At 37.4% G+C, this 19,439-nt stretch carries 18 protein-coding genes and 1 tRNA gene; 7 read left to right on the forward strand and 12 right to left on the reverse strand.

Annotated features, from left to right (window positions below):
• Nucleotides 1–5 precede the first annotated feature (5 nt).
• Nucleotides 6–809 carry an exodeoxyribonuclease III gene (gene xthA, locus NYR30_RS05785; RefSeq protein WP_066112837.1) on the forward strand — a complete coding sequence of 268 codons (804 nt, stop codon included), beginning with the start codon at nucleotides 6–8 and terminating at the stop codon, nucleotides 807–809.
• Nucleotides 810–852: 43 nt separating this feature from the next.
• Here xthA and NYR30_RS05790 read toward each other — a convergent pair whose 3' ends face one another.
• Nucleotides 853–1,803, reverse strand: a complete 951-nt coding sequence (locus NYR30_RS05790) for a GlxA family transcriptional regulator (RefSeq protein ID WP_066112838.1) — start codon at nucleotides 1,801–1,803, stop codon at nucleotides 853–855.
• Between the two features lie 140 nt (nucleotides 1,804–1,943).
• Here NYR30_RS05790 and NYR30_RS05795 point away from each other — a divergent pair, with 140 nt between their 5' ends.
• A complete protein-coding gene (locus tag NYR30_RS05795) occupies nucleotides 1,944–2,801 on the forward strand; it encodes an MBL fold metallo-hydrolase (RefSeq protein WP_066112839.1) in 858 nt (285 codons plus the stop codon).
• Nucleotides 2,802–2,821: 20 nt separating this feature from the next.
• Here NYR30_RS05795 and NYR30_RS05800 read toward each other — a convergent pair whose 3' ends face one another.
• The 3 genes from NYR30_RS05800 to secG all read right to left on the reverse strand — a co-directional run bounded on the left by NYR30_RS05800 (nucleotide 2,822) and on the right by secG (nucleotide 4,096).
• Nucleotides 2,822–3,475: an IS1595 family transposase gene (locus NYR30_RS05800; RefSeq protein WP_302502300.1), complete on the reverse strand. Its 654-nt coding sequence runs from the start codon at nucleotides 3,473–3,475 to the stop codon at nucleotides 2,822–2,824.
• A gap of 171 nt (nucleotides 3,476–3,646) precedes the next feature.
• A tRNA-Leu gene (locus NYR30_RS05805) sits at nucleotides 3,647–3,732 on the reverse strand.
• A 7-nt stretch (nucleotides 3,733–3,739) separates the two neighbouring features.
• Nucleotides 3,740–4,096: a preprotein translocase subunit SecG gene (secG, locus tag NYR30_RS05810; RefSeq protein ID WP_066112840.1), complete on the reverse strand. Its 357-nt coding sequence runs from the start codon at nucleotides 4,094–4,096 to the stop codon at nucleotides 3,740–3,742.
• Nucleotides 4,097–4,341: 245 nt separating this feature from the next.
• Here secG and NYR30_RS05815 point away from each other — a divergent pair, with 245 nt between their 5' ends.
• Together NYR30_RS05815 and tyrA are read left to right on the forward strand one after the other, a co-directional pair.
• Nucleotides 4,342–5,400 carry a 3-deoxy-7-phosphoheptulonate synthase gene (locus NYR30_RS05815; protein ID WP_302502301.1) on the forward strand — a complete coding sequence of 353 codons (1,059 nt, stop codon included), beginning with the start codon at nucleotides 4,342–4,344 and terminating at the stop codon, nucleotides 5,398–5,400.
• Nucleotides 5,401–5,418: 18 nt separating this feature from the next.
• Complete coding sequence (tyrA, locus tag NYR30_RS05820; RefSeq protein ID WP_302502302.1) at nucleotides 5,419–6,546, forward strand: bifunctional chorismate mutase/prephenate dehydrogenase; 1,128 nt, start codon at nucleotides 5,419–5,421, stop codon at nucleotides 6,544–6,546.
• A gap of 40 nt (nucleotides 6,547–6,586) precedes the next feature.
• Here the strand turns inward: tyrA and NYR30_RS05825 are convergent, their stop codons facing one another.
• Entirely contained in the window at nucleotides 6,587–7,147 is a 561-nt protein-coding gene (locus tag NYR30_RS05825) for an NAD(P)H nitroreductase (protein WP_066106381.1), read from the reverse strand.
• 111 nt (nucleotides 7,148–7,258) lie between these two features.
• On the opposite strand from NYR30_RS05825, the gene sppA reads away from it, so the two are divergent.
• Genes sppA through NYR30_RS05840 form a run of 3 tightly spaced genes read left to right on the forward strand, consistent with a single transcriptional unit; the run spans nucleotide 7,259 to nucleotide 11,560 of the window.
• The gene (sppA, locus tag NYR30_RS05830; RefSeq protein WP_066422207.1) at nucleotides 7,259–9,142 is read left to right on the forward strand and encodes a signal peptide peptidase SppA; all 1,884 of its coding nucleotides are present in this window, start codon (nucleotides 7,259–7,261) and stop codon (nucleotides 9,140–9,142) included.
• Nucleotides 9,143–9,155: 13 nt separating this feature from the next.
• Nucleotides 9,156–10,196, forward strand: a complete 1,041-nt coding sequence (gene degS, locus NYR30_RS05835; protein WP_066112844.1) for an outer membrane-stress sensor serine endopeptidase DegS — start codon at nucleotides 9,156–9,158, stop codon at nucleotides 10,194–10,196.
• A gap of 14 nt (nucleotides 10,197–10,210) precedes the next feature.
• On the forward strand, nucleotides 10,211–11,560 hold the full coding sequence (locus tag NYR30_RS05840) for an anti-phage deoxyguanosine triphosphatase (RefSeq protein WP_066112845.1): 1,350 nt from the start codon (nucleotides 10,211–10,213) through the stop codon (nucleotides 11,558–11,560).
• Between the two features lie 65 nt (nucleotides 11,561–11,625).
• Here the strand turns inward: NYR30_RS05840 and hslU are convergent, their stop codons facing one another.
• The 7 genes from hslU to aroG form a co-directional block, all read right to left on the reverse strand.
• Complete coding sequence (gene hslU / locus NYR30_RS05845; RefSeq protein WP_066112846.1) at nucleotides 11,626–12,960, reverse strand: ATP-dependent protease ATPase subunit HslU; 1,335 nt, start codon at nucleotides 12,958–12,960, stop codon at nucleotides 11,626–11,628.
• Nucleotides 12,961–12,976: 16 nt separating this feature from the next.
• Nucleotides 12,977–13,297: a DMT family transporter gene (locus tag NYR30_RS05850; RefSeq protein WP_066112847.1), complete on the reverse strand. Its 321-nt coding sequence runs from the start codon at nucleotides 13,295–13,297 to the stop codon at nucleotides 12,977–12,979.
• Nucleotides 13,297–13,821: an ATP-dependent protease subunit HslV gene (hslV, locus tag NYR30_RS05855; protein WP_066109940.1), complete on the reverse strand. Its 525-nt coding sequence runs from the start codon at nucleotides 13,819–13,821 to the stop codon at nucleotides 13,297–13,299. Before hslV ends, NYR30_RS05850 begins: the two co-directional genes overlap by 1 nt.
• A 209-nt stretch (nucleotides 13,822–14,030) precedes the next feature.
• Complete coding sequence (locus NYR30_RS05860) at nucleotides 14,031–15,830, reverse strand: CocE/NonD family hydrolase (protein ID WP_066112848.1); 1,800 nt, start codon at nucleotides 15,828–15,830, stop codon at nucleotides 14,031–14,033.
• A gap of 12 nt (nucleotides 15,831–15,842) precedes the next feature.
• Complete coding sequence (locus NYR30_RS05865; RefSeq protein ID WP_066112849.1) at nucleotides 15,843–17,273, reverse strand: YfcC family protein; 1,431 nt, start codon at nucleotides 17,271–17,273, stop codon at nucleotides 15,843–15,845.
• A complete protein-coding gene (locus tag NYR30_RS05870; protein WP_066112850.1) occupies nucleotides 17,270–17,995 on the reverse strand; it encodes an IclR family transcriptional regulator in 726 nt (241 codons plus the stop codon). Before NYR30_RS05870 ends, NYR30_RS05865 begins: the two co-directional genes overlap by 4 nt.
• A gap of 289 nt (nucleotides 17,996–18,284) precedes the next feature.
• Nucleotides 18,285–19,373, reverse strand: a complete 1,089-nt coding sequence (gene aroG, locus NYR30_RS05875; RefSeq protein ID WP_066112851.1) for a 3-deoxy-7-phosphoheptulonate synthase AroG — start codon at nucleotides 19,371–19,373, stop codon at nucleotides 18,285–18,287.
• Nucleotides 19,374–19,439: the final 66 nt, after the last annotated feature.

Below are 19,439 nucleotides of genomic sequence, written 5' to 3' on the forward strand. Positions count from 1 at the left end.
ATATTATGAAGTTTATTTCTTTTAATATTAACGGTCTGCGTGCCAGACCGCATCAATTACACGAACTTATCGAAAAGTATCAGCCTGATGTGTTAGGGCTACAAGAAATTAAAGTGGCGGATGAAGCCTTTCCACACGAAATTGTGGCGGATTTGGGTTACCATGTTTTTTATCATGGGCAAAAAAGCCACTATGGTGTTGCTCTATTAACTAAACAACAACCTTTAGCGGTGCGTAAAGGTTTTCCAACTGATGAATCTGATGCACAACGCCGTATTATTATGGCAGATTTGGATACTCCTTTTGGACAATTAACCGTTATTAATGGCTATTTCCCTCAAGGTGAAAATCGTGATCACGAGGTGAAATTCCCTGCTAAAGCGAAGTTTTATCAAGATTTACATCATTACTTGGCAAATGAACATAATCCAAATAATCCAATCTTGGTGATGGGCGATATGAATATTAGCCCAACTGACTTGGATATTGGGATTGGCGAAGAAAATCGTAAACGTTGGTTGCGTACTGGTAAATGTTCATTCTTACCAGAAGAAAGAGCTTGGCTTGAGCAACTCTATCAATATGGTTTAGTGGATACATTCCGTCAAATCCACCCAGATGTAAACGATCAATTCTCTTGGTTTGATTATCGTTCTAAAGGTTTTGATGATAATCGTGGCTTACGCATTGATCTAATTCTTGCCAATCAAGCATTAGCACAGCGTTGCACTGCTTCTGGTATTGCTTTGGATATTCGTGCGATGGAAAAACCTTCTGACCACGCCCCTGTTTGGTCGGTTTTTGAATAGAATAATTAGTGCGTAGCAATTAATGCTACGCATTACTTCTCTTTTAATAAGTAAATCTTTGTTGCCATTTTTTTGGACTAATTTGGTGTTTTTGTTTGAAATGTTGCCGAAATGAGGTAGCGGAATGAAAACCGACCTGTTGCGAAATTTCTTCTATGGTCAATTTAGTGCTCTCTAATAATTCCCGCGCTCGTTGTAAACGAATTTCAATTAACCATTCGTTATAAGCCATACCAGTTGCTTTTCTAAAATGTCTAGTAAATGTACTCCGACTCATTAATAAACGTTTCGCCAACATATCAATAGAATAAGTTTCTGTTAGATTTGACCTTATTACCTCTAATAATTGGTTAATATTTTCATTAGTTGTTTTCCGCGCTATTGGTTGTTCGATAAATTGCGATTGTCCACCTTCACGATGTGGTGATACCACTAAGATTCGCGCTATTTGATTAGCAACTTTTACCCCATAATAACTACGTACAATCGCTAAACAACAATCTAATCCTGATGCCGTTCCAGCCGAAGTCATAATTCGTTCTTGTTCAATATAAATCGCATTAGTTTCCAACTTAATTTGTGGAAAACGTTGTTTAAAATCTTGTTCTGCATACCAATGCGTTGTTGCTTTTTTACCATTTAACAAGCCAGCATAAGCCAAAGGATAAGCACCATAACAAAGCCCAACAATAGTCGCACCACGTTGATAGGCTTGTTGCAATGCCAACTGCAAGGATTTTGCTGGTGCTTGCGTTATATCATCCCAACCAAACATCACAATTAAATCTGCTTGCTGTAATAAGGACAATCCTCCATCAGCTTTCACATTAAATAGTTTTGATGAATCAGAATTTTCACTCTCCTCTGTGGCTACAATCATCAATTCAAATAATTTGTTATGCTCCAATTCCATCGAAAACACCGTAAATGGAATGGTAAAGTGAAACAAACTGAAATTTGGATATAACACTAACGCTACACGCGGTAATTTCATCACTCAATCCTCATCATTAAAAATTGAGCCAATTCTTTCGTTTTCTGCCATATAAGTCAATATTTTCGCTTTCATAAATGCACGATAATACGCAACTCACAAAATTTATTCACTTTTACAACTAACATAAGGAAATAACGATGAACATAAGAATAAAACCTACTTTACTTGCAATGACTTTAGGTATGGCAATATCGTCTGCTGCATCTGCAGACATCAGTTATCAACATATTCGCAATGCTACGGCTAGAATTAATATCGCTGGTAATACTTTCCTAATTGATCCTTATCTTGCGACAAAAAATAGCTATCCAGGGTTTGAAGGAACTGTAAATAGCCAATTACGCAATCCTCGCATTGATATGTCAATGCCAGCAGAACAGGTGATTAAAGGTATTGATGCTGTTATTGTTACCCATACTCATCCAGATCATTGGGATATAGCAGCACAAAAATTACTACCAAAAAATCTACCAATCTTTGTACAAAATGCAGGTGATGCCAGAATTATCCGCGAACAAGGATTTAAAGATGTGCGAGTACTTGGTAAAAATACAGAATTTAACCACGTAAAATTAACTAAAATTCCGGGACAACATGGTACTGATATTATGTATGCCAACCCTAAATTGGCGGAACTTGCTGGTGATGCGATGGGAGTTGTTATGCAGGCTAAAGGAGAGAAAACACTCTATATTATGGGCGATACCATTTGGACTCATCAAATTGATTTTGCACTAAATACTTATCATCCTGAAGTTATTGTGATGAATACCGGTTATGCGCAATTAACTGGTTTCGATGGCAGTATTATTATGGGAACGCAAGATGTTGCTAAAGCCTATAAAGTTGCCCCAACATCAAAATTAATTACAGTACATATGGATGCAGTTAATCATACCGTTGTTAGTAGTAATGATATGCGTAAATTTGTTAAACAACATCAATTACAGGATCGTGTAGCTGTGCCAAAAGAGGGTGAAACCTTAAAATACTAAGGGGCTGAAGTAGATTAGCGTTAAATCTGACACCATTTCCGCAGGATTTTGAGCTGTTGAGATGGTATCCCATAATTGAAACGAAACTCACATTCTTTCAAAAAAAGAGGGAAAGATTTTCGATCAATTCCATTATACTTTCTTAGCACACGCTTTGCTTGATTCCAAAAATTCTCTATCCCATTAATGTGATTTCGCCGCTCAGCAAAATGAGTACTGTGGTTAATTCTATAATGCGTAAACTCACTAACATCTAGCACATCATAGCTATGATAACAATCTGTATAAACAATGCTATCTGGTTGTATTTTCTTTTTAATAACAGTAAGTAAGGTATCAGTCTTAGTGTTTTGTACAGTTACTGTGTAAACTTTTCCATGGCGTTTAAGCATGCCAAACACCACCATTTTACCAGCTGCACCCCGACCTCTTTTCCCTTTTCGCACACCACCAAAATAGCTTTCATCTAACTCTACTTCGCCATCGAAAAGTTCATGTGCTTGTAGTGCTAAATGATGGCTGATAACGAGACGAATTTTTCGATAAAACAAGATGGCAGTATTGGCTTGAATGCCAAGCAAATCTGCTGCTGATCGTGCTGTTACTTCTAATACAAAAAATTCAAGCAGTTTTCTTTGTATAGATTTCTTTAGTTTACAATTGGTTATCTTCATTTTTGTAGCTTAGCATAAGTGCTAATCTACTTCAGCCCCAATACTAATCTACTTAATTGAAACAGTTAGAACGCTAGCTGTTTCAATTTCTTCTCCAGATAAAATCTATTTATCAGAAAATAATAAGAAAAAAGCCTTTCGGTTAATCGCGAAAGGCTTTGTTTTGTTTGTTGGTGCTCTGGGCGAGACTTGAACTCGCACGTCCTACAGACACTACCCCCTCAAGATAGCGTGTCTACCAATTCCACCACCAGAGCGAAATTCTTATTTCGGAATGTCTTGATTTTGATCTTGTTTAACTGGTAATTCAGTCGCTGGTTTAGCAGCGTCTTGTTTTTGTACTTCTTGGGCAACACCAGAAAGATCATCAAATGTACCTTTTGGTTTTGCTGAGTGTGCAGTTAAATTACCTAATAACAAGCTAATTGCGAAAAATAAAATCGCTAAAATTGTTGTAGTACGGGTTAAAAAGTTACCTGCACCACTTGCTCCAAATACTGTACCTGATGCGCCTGCACCAAATGATGCTCCCATATCAGCACCTTTACCTTGTTGCACAAGAATAAAGCCGATTAAAGCAATCGCAATAAGTGGATAAATAATTAAAAGAACTTGATACATTGTATAATCACACGTTTAATTTAAACTTTAAATTAGCACTTAGCGCTAACACAACGGCGTGCATATTATAAGATTCACCCTTGTTGTGCAAGCGTTTTTCAACTCACATTGCTTAATTGATAAAAAAATGAGCGATAGTCAAAAAAGATAAAAAAGTTAGCTAAATTTGACTTGTTTCTATCACTGAAAGAGTGTAATTTTATCGTTACATTTAGTGTATATAAAAATTTACAAGGTGTTTTAAAATGAGAAAAGACAGTATTCACAATGTCAATATTGTGGACGAAAAAGTATTAATCACTCCTGATGAACTAAAAGCAAAATTACCATTAGAAAATCCCCTACGACAAAATATTGAACGTTATCGTCAAGAGATTGCCAATATTGTACATCGTCGCGATAAACGTTTATTAGTAGTTTGTGGTCCTTGCTCAATCCATGATATTCCGGCAGCATTAGAGTATGCACACAAATTAAAAGCATTAGCTGATGAAGTACAAGATCAACTCTATATTGTAATGCGCGTCTATTTTGAAAAACCACGTACTACTGTCGGTTGGAAAGGGTTAATCAATGATCCAAATTTAGATGGTACTTTTGATGTAGAGAAAGGTTTACACCTTGCAAGAAAATTACTATTAGATTTAGGTAATTTGGGATTACCTTTAGCAACTGAAGCGCTTGATCCAATTACGCCACAATATTTAGCAGATTTATTTAGCTGGTCTGCAATTGGCGCAAGAACTACCGAATCGCAAACACATCGTGAATTAGCTTCCGGTCTATCAATGGCAGTCGGTTTTAAAAATGGTACTGATGGTAGTTTAGCAACCGCAATTAATGCTCTAAAAGCTGCAGCACAATCACATAGTTTTATTGGTATCAACCAACAAGGACAAGTGAACTTATTGCATACTGGCGGTAATCCTGATGGGCATATTATTTTACGTGGCGGTAAATTACCAAACTACCAGGCTGAATTTGTCAAACAAAGCGAGCTTGAATTAAAAAAAGCAGGTTTAGAACAATCTATTATGGTCGATTGTAGTCATGGTAACTCTAATAAAGATTATCGTCGCCAACCAGTGGTAGCGGAAGATGTGTTACAACAAATTGTTGATGGTAATCGTTCTATTACCGGCATTATGTTGGAAAGTAATTTAAACGCTGGTAATCAAAGTGCGGAACAACCAAAAGAAAATATGCAATATGGCGTTTCTATCACCGATGCTTGCATTGATTGGCAGACAACGGAAGCATTATTACGTAAAATACACGCTACCTTATCTCAATTAAATCGATAATTATTTTAGGGAGATCTCGTGGAAGCATTACAGGAATTACGTGCACAAATCGATGAAGTGGATCAAGCGCTATTAGCGCTTTTTGCCAAAAGATTAAAGTTAGTGGCTGAAGTTGGAAAAGTGAAACATCAACATGGATTACCGATTTATGTGCCAGAAAGAGAAACCAGTATGTTAGCAGCTCGTCGTCAAGAAGCTGAAAAAATGGGAATCTCCCCTGATTTAATTGAAGATGTTTTACGCCGTTTAATGCGTGAGTCTTATCACAGTGAAAACCAATATGGTTTTAAAACTGTCAATCCAGCTATTAAGAAAATCGTTGTCGTTGGTGGTAAAGGTAAACTAGGTAGTTTGTTCGTACGCTATTTGCGTAACTCTGGTTATCTAGTAGTCATTTTGGATCAAGATGATTGGCAAAATGTAGCACAGATTCTACAAGATGCTGATATGGTACTGATTTCTGTACCAATTACAGTAACAGAACAAGTCATCGAACGTTTACAGCCATATTTAACACCAACAATGTTATTAGCGGATTTAACTTCAGTTAAAACCGCACCAATGGCAAAAATGTTAGCGGTTCATCAAGGTGCAGTGGTTGGTTTTCACCCAATGTTTGGCCCTGATATCGCTAGTATGGCAAAACAAGTAATCGCAGTTTGTGCCGGACGCTATCCAGAACGTTATCAATGGCTATTAGATCAATTCCATATTTGGGGTGCGAAGCTATATCAAGTAACGCCACAGGAACACGATCACAGTATGACCTATATTCAAGCGTTGCGTCACTTTGCTACTTTTGCCAATGGCTTACATTTGTCGCAACAACCGGTGCAATTGAAAAATCTGCTAGCGCTCTCCTCGCCGATTTATCGCTTAGAATTGGCAATGATTGGGCGTTTATTTGCTCAAGATCCTGAGTTATACGCAGACATTATTATGGATAAACCGGAAAATCTCGAAGTGATTAAAACATTACAGCAAAGCTATCAACAAGCACTGCAGTTTTTTGAAACTGGCGATAAACAAGGATTTATCAAGGCTTTCCAACAAGTACATCATTGGTTTGGTGATTATTCGGAGCAATTTATGCAGGAAAGTCGTCAGTTATTACAACAAGCCTACGATCATCGTAAGCACGATTAACAAAACACCCACTCGCAAGTGGGTGTTTCTATCAGCATCATTATAGATAAGTAACAAAATTGTCTTTATCTTTATTGTATTCTTTGATTGGTCGTGGTGTTTTATCTTGTGCAGTGCCCAACATAATTAATGCCACCACTTTATCGTGTTCACGACAACCAAACGCTTGACGTAAAGCACTACCATCAATCCAAGGGCCAGTTACCCAAACATTCGCATAACCTAACGCATTAGCCGCAAGCTGGAAGGCATAAGCTGCACAACCGGCACTTAACATCTGTTCCCATGCTGGCACTTTTTTAATTTCTTTATTAATTTCAGCAATCACCGCCACAAACATTGGTGCACGTTCAGGAAACCCAGCTGCCTTAGCTAAACGTTCTTCACCTAAATTTAATTCAACAACTGCCTCTTTTAATAAATCACCTAACTTTTGCAATCCTTCCTTTTCCATCACGACAAAACGATAAGGTGTCAATTTTCCATGATCAGGTACTCGTCTAGTCGCTTGGAAAATGGTTTCTAATTCTTGTGGAGTTGGTGCGGGGGCAATTAAATTTTTTTCAGAATGGCGATGTAACAATAAATCAAGTGCGTCCATAATAAATCTCCTCTTTACATATTCAATTCAACGACCGCCATTGTAGCACAGCACAATGAAAAAGATCGTTCATTGATCGGCGTTTTATGTTATTTTAACGCGTTGAGAATAATGAATTTTTTACAGGTAATTAAAGTGTTAGCAATTTTACGTTTTATTTGGCAAGCCCTTAATTTTTGCCGACGAGTTTTAATGAATATTGTCTTTCTTTTGTTCACAATGATTTTATTTTTAGCCATTGGTATCGTTGCCAACAATAAAAATTCTCAACCTATCCCACAAGGTGCATTACGTTTAAATTTAGATGGCTTTCTTGCTGATAATCGAGAAGAAAATAGCGAGCTGAAAGCGCTACTCAACAATTTACAGCAACAATCTATGCCAGAAAAGATCTCTACTTTTGATGTGGTTCATGCTATCACGCAAGCAGCAGATGATGAGAAAATCAAAGGTATTGTGTTAGATTTAAATGGTTTCTCTGGCGGCGACTTACCCTCAATCACCTTCGTTGGTAAAGCATTACAACAGTTTAAAGAAAGCGGTAAACCTGTCGTTGCTATTGCTGACAGCTATTCGCAAAATCAATATATTTTAGCCAGCTATGCCGACAAAATTTATTTACACACTCAAGGACAAGTTGAATTAACCGGTTTATCTGGGCAACATTTTTACTACAAATCGTTATTAGACAAAATTGATGCACAACCGCATATCTTCCGCGTTGGTACTTATAAATCAGCAGTAGAACCATTATTACGCGATGATATGTCAGAAGAAGCACGCCAAAATGCAATGCAATGGCTTAATGCTATGTGGAAAAACATTCAAACGACTGTTAGTGAAAATCGTCACCTTAAAGCGGAAAACATCTTTCCTGATACAGCACATTTCCTACAACAATTAACCACATTAAAAGGTGATTTGACTCAATATGCGTTGCAACAAAAATTAGTCACTACCGTCACCAGCCGCTATCAATTAGAAGATGAACTAAAAAAACAATTTGGCGAAGATAAAGAAAAAAGCTATCAGCATATTGATTTGACCGATTATTTATCAGTATTGCCAGATTATGAAACAGATAATATCGGCAAAAGCAATATTGCGATCGTACGCGTTGAAGGCGCTATTGTTGATGGTGAAAGCGATAGTGAAGAAAATACCGCCGGCGGCGATACTATCGCGCGTTTATTACGCAATGCTGCTAATGATGAGAGCGTGAAGGCAGTGGTATTGCGTATCAACAGTCCCGGTGGTAGTGCAGCTGCTTCTGAAATTATTCGAGAAGAGGTCGATCATTTACAAAAACTTGGCAAACCGGTAATTGTTTCTATGGGTGGCATGGCCGCTTCTGGCGGTTATTGGATTGCAAGTACTGCTGATCACATTGTCGCAGATAAAAACACCATTACAGGTTCAATCGGTATTTTTGCTGCCTTTATCACTTTAGAAAAAAGTTTACAAAATCTAGGTATTCATAGTGATGGCGTAGAAACTTCCCCATTAGCAAATATGTCACCTTTTACTGAGCTTAGTAAAGAATATGCCGATGTGATTCAATTATCAATTGAACATGGTTATGACCAATTTATTAGTTTAGTTGCTCGTGGTCGTAATATTGATAAAGCGGAAGTAGATAAGATTGCCCAAGGTCGAGTTTGGTTAGGGCAAGATGCCTTAAAACATCATTTAGTTGATACTATTGGCGATTTTGATACTGCAGTTGATCTCGCTTATCAAACCATTTTGGATAAAGATAAAAAGATCAATGATCACGATATTGGTATCATTTGGTTAAGTGATCGGGATAACCAAGGCATTTTATCATTGCTAATGAAAAAAACTTCTTCACTACAAAGCTATTTGGGACAAGCTCTTGGCTTAAATAATTTGCCGCAAACACGTCAATTACGTCAGCAACTCGGCGTATTAACCCAATTTACTGATCCAAAAGGACAATACCTATATTGTCTAAATTGTCAGGCACTTTACTGAGTAAGGTATTGAGATGATTAAAAAATTATTACAATCCATTATTATCGGCTTAGCGGCAGCAATGCTGATTGTGCTAGTGTTGTCTGGAACAAGCAGTAATCATTTCTTAGCAAAATTTTTTGTACCGCAAGTGGCTTCTTATAACGAAGCAGTAAAAATTGCCGCACCTGCTGTGGTAAATGTTTACACCCGCTCATTGCAAGAATCCAATAGCAACAATTTTGATGTTAATAATTTAGGTTCTGGTGTAATTATGCGTAGCGATGGTTATATTCTTACCAATAAACACGTTATTCAAAATGCTGACCAAATTATTGTTGCATTACAATCAGGAAATATTTATCAAGCTACCATTATCGGCAGCGATTGGATTACCGATTTAGCAGTCTTAAAAATTAATGCTAATGATCTGCCTACTATTCCGCAAAATCCTGATCGTCAAGTAAACGTTGGTGATGTCGCATTGGCGATTGGTAACCCTTATAACTTAGGGCAAAGCGTTTCTCAAGGCATTATCAGCGCCACTGGACGCAATACCATCAGTGAATTTAAACAACAAAACTTTATTCAAACAGACGCTTCTATCAATCAAGGTAATTCCGGCGGTGCTTTAATTAACTCTTTAGGCGAATTAATTGGTATCAATACACTTAGCATTGGTCGCTCAGATAATGAAGTGGTTGCCGAAGGGCTTGGTTTCGCTATTCCAATTAAATTAGCCAATGAAGTGATGAATAAAATCATTAAAGATGGTCGCGTTATTCGTGGTTTCTTTGGCGTAGAAAGTCGTTTATTCTCCTCTGCACCAATTGAAAATAACGAACAAAAAGGCGTATTAGTTACCAATTTAAGCAAAGGTGGTCCTGCAGAACGTGCTGGTATTCAAATTGGTGATGTCATCGTCAAATTTGGTGATGTTACCGTACAATCTCCAGCACAAATGGTGAATATGGTTGCAGAAATGAAACCTGGAACAATTGTGACCGTTCAAGTATTAAGACGCAATAAACTATATAATTTCCCAGTAGAGATCGGGGAATATCCAATTAATTAACAAGGAGTTTGATCATGTTTGAAATCGCAAGTTATTGGACAGAACGTCAGCAACCCGATCCCGCCCGAGAACATGATCATCGCTCCCCTTATCAACGTGATCGTGGGCGTATTCTACACTCCGCTGCTTTTCGTTGTTTACAGGCTAAAAAACAGATCCATTCAATTGGAGAAAATGATTTTTATCGTACCCGCCTCACTCATTCACTAGAAGTCGCACAAATTGGCAGCAGTTTAACAGCACAATTACGCTTAGATTCTGCCTTTGTTCATTTGTGCCAACAATATAGTCAAACGGAAATAGCAACACTGAAACACCATCTCAGCAAGCTATTACCAAAAAGTAGTTTAATCGAAAGTTTATGTTTTGCGCATGATATCGGGCATCCACCCTTTGGGCATGGTGGTGAAGTCGCATTAAATTATATGATGAGTGATAACGGTGGTTTTGAAGGCAATGGACATTCATTTCGCATTCTAACAAAGCTAGAGCCTTATACGCTGCATTGGGGTATGAATTTAACCCGCCGTACTTTGTTAGGCATTATGAAATATCCTGTACTGTTAGAAGATACTTCACCGCAATATGCACAATTACAGCTACCACGTAGCGAAGATCCTCGTTATGTAAAAATGGAAAATTGGCGCCCTGGTAAAGGGATTTTTCGTGATGATTGGATCGCTTTTGATTGGGTACTTTCGCCATTATCTGCTCAAGATCGTGCCTTATTCACTTCTCTGCCAGAACGTTTTTCTCCAGCTGATACCTTAAAAAGTCGTTATAAATCAATAGATTGCAGCATTATGGAATTAGCAGATGATATTGCCTATGGTATCCATGATTTTGAAGATGCCATTGTCGTTGGGTTAGTACATCGTGATCAATGGCAAACCGCTTTAGAACAATTTTCACAATGCCAAGCGCCATGGATTCGTCAGCATATCCACGCATTAACCGAAGACCTATTTTCTGATCAGCACTATCTACGCAAAAACGCGATTGGTTCTCTGGTAAATTACTTTATTACTCATATTCGTTGGTGTGAAAATACACAATTTACTGAACCGTTGCTTCGTTATAATGCAGAATTACCGCCGGAAACAGTGGAAGTCCTGAATATCTTTAAGCAATTCGTCAGCAAATATGTCATTAAAGATGTTAAAACACAGCGCGTGGAATATCGTGGACAACATATTCTTACTGAAATGTTTCAGATTTTCCTAACCGATCCAACACGTTTATTACCGCCAAATACGGTCAAACGCTGGCTACAAGCTGAACCTCACCAACAAAAACGTGTTATTTGTGATTATATCGCTGGTATGTCCGACGCTTATGCATTGAGATTATATCAGCAACTATAAATGAAAACGAAAAAGCCTAATCATTACATACTTAGGCTTTCTTATCTTAATAAAATATAAGGGACTTATAGAATAAAACGACTTAAATCTTCGTTTTCTACCACATCTCCTAATGCTGATTTTACATAAGCTTCATCAATAGTGACTTTCTCACCATTCATATCAGAAGCATCAAAAGAGATTTTATCCATTAAACGTTCTAATACAGTATGCAAACGTCTTGCCCCAATATTTTCGGTTTTCTCATTAACACGAAATGCTGCTTCCGCAATGGTCGCAATGGCTTCTTTAGTAAAATCAACTGTCACGCCTTCAGTTTTCATTAGAGCTTTATATTGTTCAGTTAAAGAGGCATTTGGTTCTGTTAAGATACGTTCAAAATCTTTCGCACTTAATGCACCTAGCTCAACACGAATCGGTAAACGACCTTGTAATTCAGGGATTAAATCTGATGGACGAGCCACTTGGAACGCGCCAGAAGCGATAAAGAGAATATGATCAGTTTTTACCATACCATGTTTAGTATTAATGGTTGAACCTTCCACTAATGGTAATAAATCACGTTGCACCCCTTCACGAGAAACATCTGGGCCACTAGTTTCACCACGTTTACAGATTTTATCGATCTCATCAATAAAGACGATACCATGCTGTTCTACTGCTTCTATCGCTTTCTGTTTTAATTCTTCTGGATTGATGAGTTTCGCTGCTTCATCTTCAATCAACACCTTTAACGCATCTTTAATTTTCATTTTGCGTTTCTTGGTTTGACCGCTCGATAAGTTTTGGAACATAGATTGTAATTGACTTGTCATCTCTTCCATTCCCGGAGGCGCCATAATTTCTACGCCTACAGAGCTACCAGCCGCTACATCAATTTCAATTTCCTTATCGTCCAGTTGGCCTTCACGTAATTTCTTACGGAAAATTTGACGAGTATTGCTATTAGAATCGCTATTTTCTACGTGACCCCATTGATCTTTAGCCGGTGGCAATAACACATCAAGAATGCGTTCTTCCGCTGCTTCTTCCGCACGATAACGGTTTTTGTTAATTTCAGTTTGACGTACCAATTTCATTGCCACATCAGCGAGATCACGAATAATTGAATCAACCTCTTTCCCTACATAACCGACTTCAGTAAATTTGGTTGCTTCAACTTTAATAAATGGTGCATTTGCCAATTTCGCCAAACGACGCGCAATTTCAGTTTTACCAACCCCGGTCGGTCCAATCATCAAAATATTTTTTGGCGTTACTTCGTGACGAAGCGGTTCTGGCAATTGCATACGACGCCAACGATTACGTAACGCAATCGCTACCGCACGTTTTGCATCTGCTTGCCCAATAATATGTTTATCTAATTCAGAAACAATTTCACGAGGAGTCATTTCAGACATATCTTTATCCTTTTTATTAATGCGCCGCCAATTTTAGAACAATCACGCCGCCAACAATCATTATTGCCCCTAGTGCACGCCAAAAAGTCAGCGCATCATTATAGAAAATGACACCAACTAAAAATGCACCAGCTGCACCAATACCCGTCCAAACCGCATAAGCTGTTCCCATAGGTATTTCTCTTTGTGCTAAATATAATAATAAACCACTGCCAGTCATAAAGAGGACAGCAATGATACTGCCAATAATGGTTTTACCCGGTAATGAAGCGATCTTTAATCCGACTGGCCAACCAATTTCAAAGAGAGCAGCACAAATTAAATAGATCCAAGCCATTATGGTAATTCCTCAATCGTAAAGTTAGTGTTGGTGAAAACACAAATATCACCAGCAATTTTCAATGATTTTTCGACAATTTCTCTTGCTGACAAATCAGTATTGGCAACTAACGCCCTTGCTGCTGCCATTGCATAATTACCACCAGAGCCAATCGCTAAGATTTGATCTTCTTCTGGTTGCACCACATCACCTAAACCAGTAATGATTAAAGACTCTTTCTCATCAGCGACAATCAACATCGCTTCTAATTTGCGTAGCGCACGATCAGTACGCCACTCTTTTGCCAGTTCTACTGCACTTTTTAATAAATGCCCTTGGTGCATTTCCAATTTACGTTCAAATAGTTCAAATAAGGTAAACGCATCCGCAGTACCACCAGCAAAACCAGCTAATACTTTATTGCCATAAAGGCGACGCACTTTACGTGCATTTCCTTTCATTACGGTATTGCCTAGTGAAACTTGACCATCACCGCCCACAACAACATGCCCATTACGGCGAACACTTACGATTGTAGTCATAATTTATTTCCTTCTTGTTCCTACAATTTACACAATGTTTCCCTATATGGGTGCAAGATACTAAGTTTCAATATAGACAATACCTATTTTTTCTCTTCCCACATTTATGATTATTTAGTTGGGTTAACAGTATAAAAAAATACTACTGACACTTTTCAGCTCAGTAGTATTTAATGGCAAATGATCAATCTATAGCAAAATTTAGTAAATTACTCATTTAATACCTGTAAAGTAAGATAACACCTATCTAAATAAATAACATGATGAGCTATTTGAGGATGTCTAGCTTCTCCTTCAGGTTCAAAGCTATTAGGATTAACATCGAAATGAGGGAAATTACTTCCTGCAATATCCAAACGTAATCTATGCCCTTTTTTTACACGATAGCAAGTTGCAAATGGATAGACATCTAATTCCACAAGTTCCCCTTGCTCAATTTTGCTAGGATTGCTCCAACTATGCCGATAACGAGCTCTCATTATTCCATCAGTAATATTAAGTGCATATCCTTGAGGATAGTCACTATTAGGTGGATAAACATCTACTATTTTCACAGTAATATCGCAATCAGGAACGTCTGTTTCAAAAACAATATGAAAACAAATATCACCAGATAACAGTAAATCACTATTCAAAACTTCAGTTTGAAAACTTAAAATATCTTGGCGTGCCGTAAGTGGTTGATTGCTACCATCGGTACCAAAAAAATCCGGAGATTCTATCTGATTAAATCCGCCACCTTCATATACTGGTTTACCAGAAGTCAGTGAACCGCCAATAGTCGGAATTGGATGTAATGGGTCTGAAAAGAATCTTGCTACTGCTGGCTGTGTAGGAATTGTGTGCAATCTTTTATTCGGGTGCAAATAAAAAATGCTTTCTTTAGTTCGTGGTAAAGGCCATTGTTTATCTACAATCCAATGCCCACCACAATCCAAACGTTCATTTTTCGTTTTCGTTCCACTGCCACCTCCCATCATAAAAATTTTTACACTAGGAGCTTGTTGCTCTTTTTTGATCAAATGTTTCTCCATCCATTCAACTCGAACATCTAGCCAACTTTTACCTAAATTACCATCGAATAATGCATCTTGACCAAAATCTGCATCACCACTATGTGCAATATTACGATCACCATGTAGCCATGGCCCCATAATTAAACTTTGCGGAGAGCTTTTACATTTTCTTAATTCACTATAATTATGCAATGTACTCCATACATAATTATCATACCAACTAGAAACATGTAAAATAGGGATGTCTGGAATTTGTTCATAATAGCAATCAGCACAAATACCTGGATTCTTCCAATCATCATCCCATTCACCTTTTTTCCATTGTTCAAACAGATAACTTTCATATTCTGGCACATGTCTAAGTGGGCTATGTCCTTCAATCCATGGCATTTTATGAAACCAAGCTTTAATATCTTCCATATCTAATGCTGCATGCAGAACGGGGTCATTACAAACAACAGAACTATTTTTAGCCTGCTTATAGGCCCAAGTTGCTTGTTTTAATTCAAATGCCCCACCTTGTCTAATACCGCAATGATATGAATTAGCAAAACCTCCAGAATCCAAGATCATTGTCTTCAACGATGCAGGATGCAAACAAGCCATAGATAGTTGAGTATGGGCACAATAAGATAATCCCATACTACCAATATTTCCATCACACCACGGTTGTTGACTAATCCATTCTAAAGTATCAAAACCATCTGTAGCTTCATTCAAATACTTAATAAACTTGCCTTCAGACGCATATCTACCTCGAACATCTTGATAAACAACAGCAATTCCTTTTGCAACAAAAGCTTGCGCCATTTCCAATCTACTGACCTTGTGACCTGCTGCAGTAATTTCTGATCGAGAATGTAAATGTTTCCCATACGGTGTTCTTTCAATCACAACTGGATATTTTTTACCCGTTAATTCAGGTAAATAAATATCGGTAGCAAGCAATACACCATCTCTCATAGGCACCATAATATTCTCTAAAATATTCATCTCTCTCTCCAATTAATAACCTATAGCAACAGCCACAGCTAGTAATGCCAATGCTGAAATAGCAATAAGAACAATTAATGGCCAAACATATTTAGCCCAAGTACTCCAACTAACTTCAGCTGTTGCAAGAAAAATAAGCAAACCGCTAGATGTTGGTGTTACTACATTGGTTAAACCATTTCCCATTAAAAATGCAAGAACAGTAGTTTGTGGGGAAACACCGATTAATTGCCCTACAGGACCAAAAATTGGCATTGTAACCGCTGCCTGACCAGATGTGGATGGAATAACAACATCTATAGCTAATTGAGAAAAAAACATACTGAATGCAGCAATATAAGAATTACCTTCGCCAATAAAACCAACTAGCCCGTTAATAATGGTATCTATGACTTTCCCTTCTTTTAGAACAATAGCAACTGCTGTAGCTAATCCAATTAATACAGCGGCAATCATTACTTTTTTCATCCCATTAACAAATGCATCTGCCGCTTCACTAGGTTTCAAACCTGCAATAATCGCAAAAATAATACTCAAAAATAAATAATAAGCAGACAAAGCTTCATCTTTCCATTTCCAAGTAATACTTCCATAAACCATCAAAGCAATACCAATAGCTAGCGTTATTAATAATGCAGTATGTTTTACACTTAGACGTTTATCATCAAAATGATATTCTAGCGTTTTCCCTTTTGTATATTGACGAATAGTCCATAATACAAAAAGAATACCAATCGTCATCATCACACAATATGTCGCAATACGCATACTCATACCACTAAACACATCTAATCCTAATAACGGTTGTGCAACAGCCAAGGCATAAGGATTGGTAATTGAAGCTAAATAACCCACTTTCACTGCTACAGCTACGATGGCTAAACCAATAACTTTTGGCAGCTGTAAACGATTTGTCATACCAATTACCATTGGAATAACTAACAAATACTCTTTAGCCAATCCCATAAAAGTACTGCCAAAAGAAAAAAATATCATTAATACTGGCACTAACAAATACACGTTTCCTTTTGTTAAACTGAGACTTCTTTCTAATCCAGCTTCTATGGCACCACTTTTTTGCAAAACACCAAACATACCACCAATAAACATAACCATAAAAATTAACCCTACTTGTTGGCTAATTCCTTTTGGAATAGACAATAACATTTGCGCCATACTAACTGGTTTTGCGATAGTATTAGTTTGAGGATCGTCTATAGATTTTGAAGATTTTTCCTTATCTGGTTTAGATGCTGGAATAAATATCTCACTAAAAGAATATTGCTTTTCAATTTGTTGATAGCTATTAGGGATAACATTCTTCTTCTCACGTGCAAATTCACCTGAAGGCAATAAATAAGTTAATAATGTTGCAAACACTACTATTAACACCATAATAATTACTGGACTCATTGTCCCTGTCTTTTTGGCAATATTACTCATAAGCTTTCCTTTGAATTGGTAAAGCCACAACACAAAGAAATTCTTTCTGTAGCAGCTAATAGGTCTTTACGAATTTCCTCTATTCGGTCTTTAGTAGCCCGAACAGTAGGTAAACTCACGCTTAATGCAGAATTGCAGCTACCATCTGCAGAAAAAATAGGTGCAGCAATTGCACATACCCCCTCCGTTAATTCAGAGAATGACTCCGCGTACCCAGCCTCACGAATTGCCATAAGTACCTCTATTTGATATGGCAAATTAGGCAAACAATTTTCAATAATTGGTTCTGGAGCATAAGCTAACAATAATTTACCAGAGGCTCCTAAACCAAGCTTACGGCGATTGCCTACTTGGCTATGTACTTGTAATTCTTGTCTAGATTTACGTGAAAATATTTGTATCCCTTCTGTTCCATCACGTACCCTTAATTGCACATTTTCATCAAATTTGCGCGTTAATTTCACACACTCTGCTTCAGCTAAAGCAATCAGATCATTCTGCCCTTGTGCTGCTTGCCCTAACATAACAGACTGTAATCCCAAGCGGTAAGTCAATGTTTCTGGATTTTGTTGTAAATACCCTAATACCGTCAAATCACTTAACATACGATAAACTCTTGATTTATTTATATTTGATAAACGCGCAATTTCACTTAATCCACAATCAGGTGAACTAGCTATTGTTTGTAATAATAAAAAAGCAGTTTTTACACTATCAATCATTATTGGTTTACTCCACAAACCGATATTTTTCACAATAAACCAACAAAACATTAACACAAGAAAAATGACTGCTCAATATATGAACATGAGATCAAAGTCACAAAAATAAAATTTAATCTAAATAAAGGGGGAAATAGCGGTAAGTTAGCTATGAATATTGTAATTAGGAAAGCTACAACAAGTAGAACATAAAAAATGGTTTAAAATCGCACCAATTCCGCTCTTTTAAACCACTTTTATCTACTGGCTATGTTCTTTTTGAACATAGTCTTATAATTTTGTCATTCGATTATTTGTTCAATTTTGCGCGTCTTGCTTTGACTGCTGCTGCTAAGTCATACAATACTTTTTCAGTATCTTCCCAACCGATACAAGCATCAGTAACGCTTTGTCCATAAGTTAATTTTTTGCCTTCGATAATATCTTGGCGGCCTTCGACTAAGTTACTTTCCACCATTACCCCAAAGATATGACGAGAACCTTGGCTAATTTGGCGACAAACTTCATCGCATACTTCTAGCTGTTTCTTAAATTGTTTTGAGCTGTTCGCATGACTGAAATCCACCATCACATGTGGAATACGTCCAGATTTCTCAATATCTTTCGCTACTTTGAGGACATGTTCTTCAGAGTAATTTGGTCCTTTATCACCACCACGTAAAATAATATGGCAATCAGGGTTACCTTTGGTCGCAACAATTGCTGAATGACCAAATTTAGTTACTGATAAGAAATAGTGTGAGGCTTCTGCTGCGCCAATCGCATCTAAAGCAATTTTCACTCCACCATTAGTACCATTTTTAAATCCTACCGCACAAGATAAACCAGAAGACAATTCACGATGCACTTGTGATTCAGTGGTTCTTGCACCAATTGCACCCCAGCTCATAAAGTCAGCGATATATTGCGGTGTAATCATATCGAGGAACTCACCCGCTGCCGGTACCCCAAGATCATTCACATCTAATAACAATTTACGCGCCATTCTTAAACCATCATTTAACGCATAAGTGTGATCAAGATGAGGATCATTGATTAATCCTTTCCAACCTACGGTAGTACGCGGTTTTTCAAAATAAACACGCATTACCACTTCTAATTCATCTTTTAATTCTTCACGCAATACTTTTAAACGTTTCGCATAATCTAACGCTGCCACCGGATCATGAATTGAACAAGGTCCAATCACTACCAACAAACGATCATCTTCGCGATGTAAAATGTTGTGTACCGCTTGGCGAGTCTGTTTTACCGTTTTTACTGCGGTTTTACTGGCTGGATATTTTTCCAATAAGGCAATAGGAGGTAATAATTGTTCTACTTTTGCAATACGAACGTCATCATTTTCAATACGAATATCTTTTTTAATAACTGCCATTTAATCACTCTCTTGTATTTATGTACTACTAAACTAGTCCAAATGCTAGCACATAGATTTTTTATT

The organism is Gallibacterium salpingitidis (assembly GCF_030517105.1).
GTDB lineage: Bacteria > Pseudomonadota > Gammaproteobacteria > Enterobacterales > Pasteurellaceae > Gallibacterium > Gallibacterium salpingitidis.

Bases quoted from the DNA above. Each gene is read 5' to 3' on its own strand.
- NYR30_RS05860 (WP_066112848.1), bottom strand. From the start codon at position 15,830: ATGAATATTTTAGAGAATATTATGGTGCCTATGAGAGATGGTGTATTG.
- hslU (WP_066112846.1), bottom strand. From the start codon at position 12,960: ATGTCTGAAATGACTCCTCGTGAAATTGTTTCTGAATTAGATAAACAT.
- NYR30_RS05840 (WP_066112845.1), top strand. From the start codon at position 10,211: ATGTTTGAAATCGCAAGTTATTGGACAGAACGTCAGCAACCCGATCCC.
- degS (WP_066112844.1), top strand. From the start codon at position 9,156: ATGATTAAAAAATTATTACAATCCATTATTATCGGCTTAGCGGCAGCA.
- NYR30_RS05800 (WP_302502300.1), bottom strand. From the start codon at position 3,475: ATGAAGATAACCAATTGTAAACTAAAGAAATCTATACAAAGAAAACTG.
- NYR30_RS05825 (WP_066106381.1), bottom strand. From the start codon at position 7,147: ATGGACGCACTTGATTTATTGTTACATCGCCATTCTGAAAAAAATTTA.
- sppA (WP_066422207.1), top strand. From the start codon at position 7,259: ATGAATTTTTTACAGGTAATTAAAGTGTTAGCAATTTTACGTTTTATT.
- NYR30_RS05790 (WP_066112838.1), bottom strand. From the start codon at position 1,803: ATGAAATTACCGCGTGTAGCGTTAGTGTTATATCCAAATTTCAGTTTG.
- secG (WP_066112840.1), bottom strand. From the start codon at position 4,096: ATGTATCAAGTTCTTTTAATTATTTATCCACTTATTGCGATTGCTTTA.
- NYR30_RS05795 (WP_066112839.1), top strand. From the start codon at position 1,944: ATGAACATAAGAATAAAACCTACTTTACTTGCAATGACTTTAGGTATG.
- aroG (WP_066112851.1), bottom strand. From the start codon at position 19,373: ATGGCAGTTATTAAAAAAGATATTCGTATTGAAAATGATGACGTTCGT.
- NYR30_RS05865 (WP_066112849.1), bottom strand. From the start codon at position 17,273: ATGAGTAATATTGCCAAAAAGACAGGGACAATGAGTCCAGTAATTATT.
- NYR30_RS05815 (WP_302502301.1), top strand. From the start codon at position 4,342: ATGAGAAAAGACAGTATTCACAATGTCAATATTGTGGACGAAAAAGTA.
- hslV (WP_066109940.1), bottom strand. From the start codon at position 13,821: ATGACTACAATCGTAAGTGTTCGCCGTAATGGGCATGTTGTTGTGGGC.
- xthA (WP_066112837.1), top strand. From the start codon at position 6: ATGAAGTTTATTTCTTTTAATATTAACGGTCTGCGTGCCAGACCGCAT.
- NYR30_RS05870 (WP_066112850.1), bottom strand. From the start codon at position 17,995: ATGATTGATAGTGTAAAAACTGCTTTTTTATTATTACAAACAATAGCT.
- NYR30_RS05850 (WP_066112847.1), bottom strand. From the start codon at position 13,297: ATGGCTTGGATCTATTTAATTTGTGCTGCTCTCTTTGAAATTGGTTGG.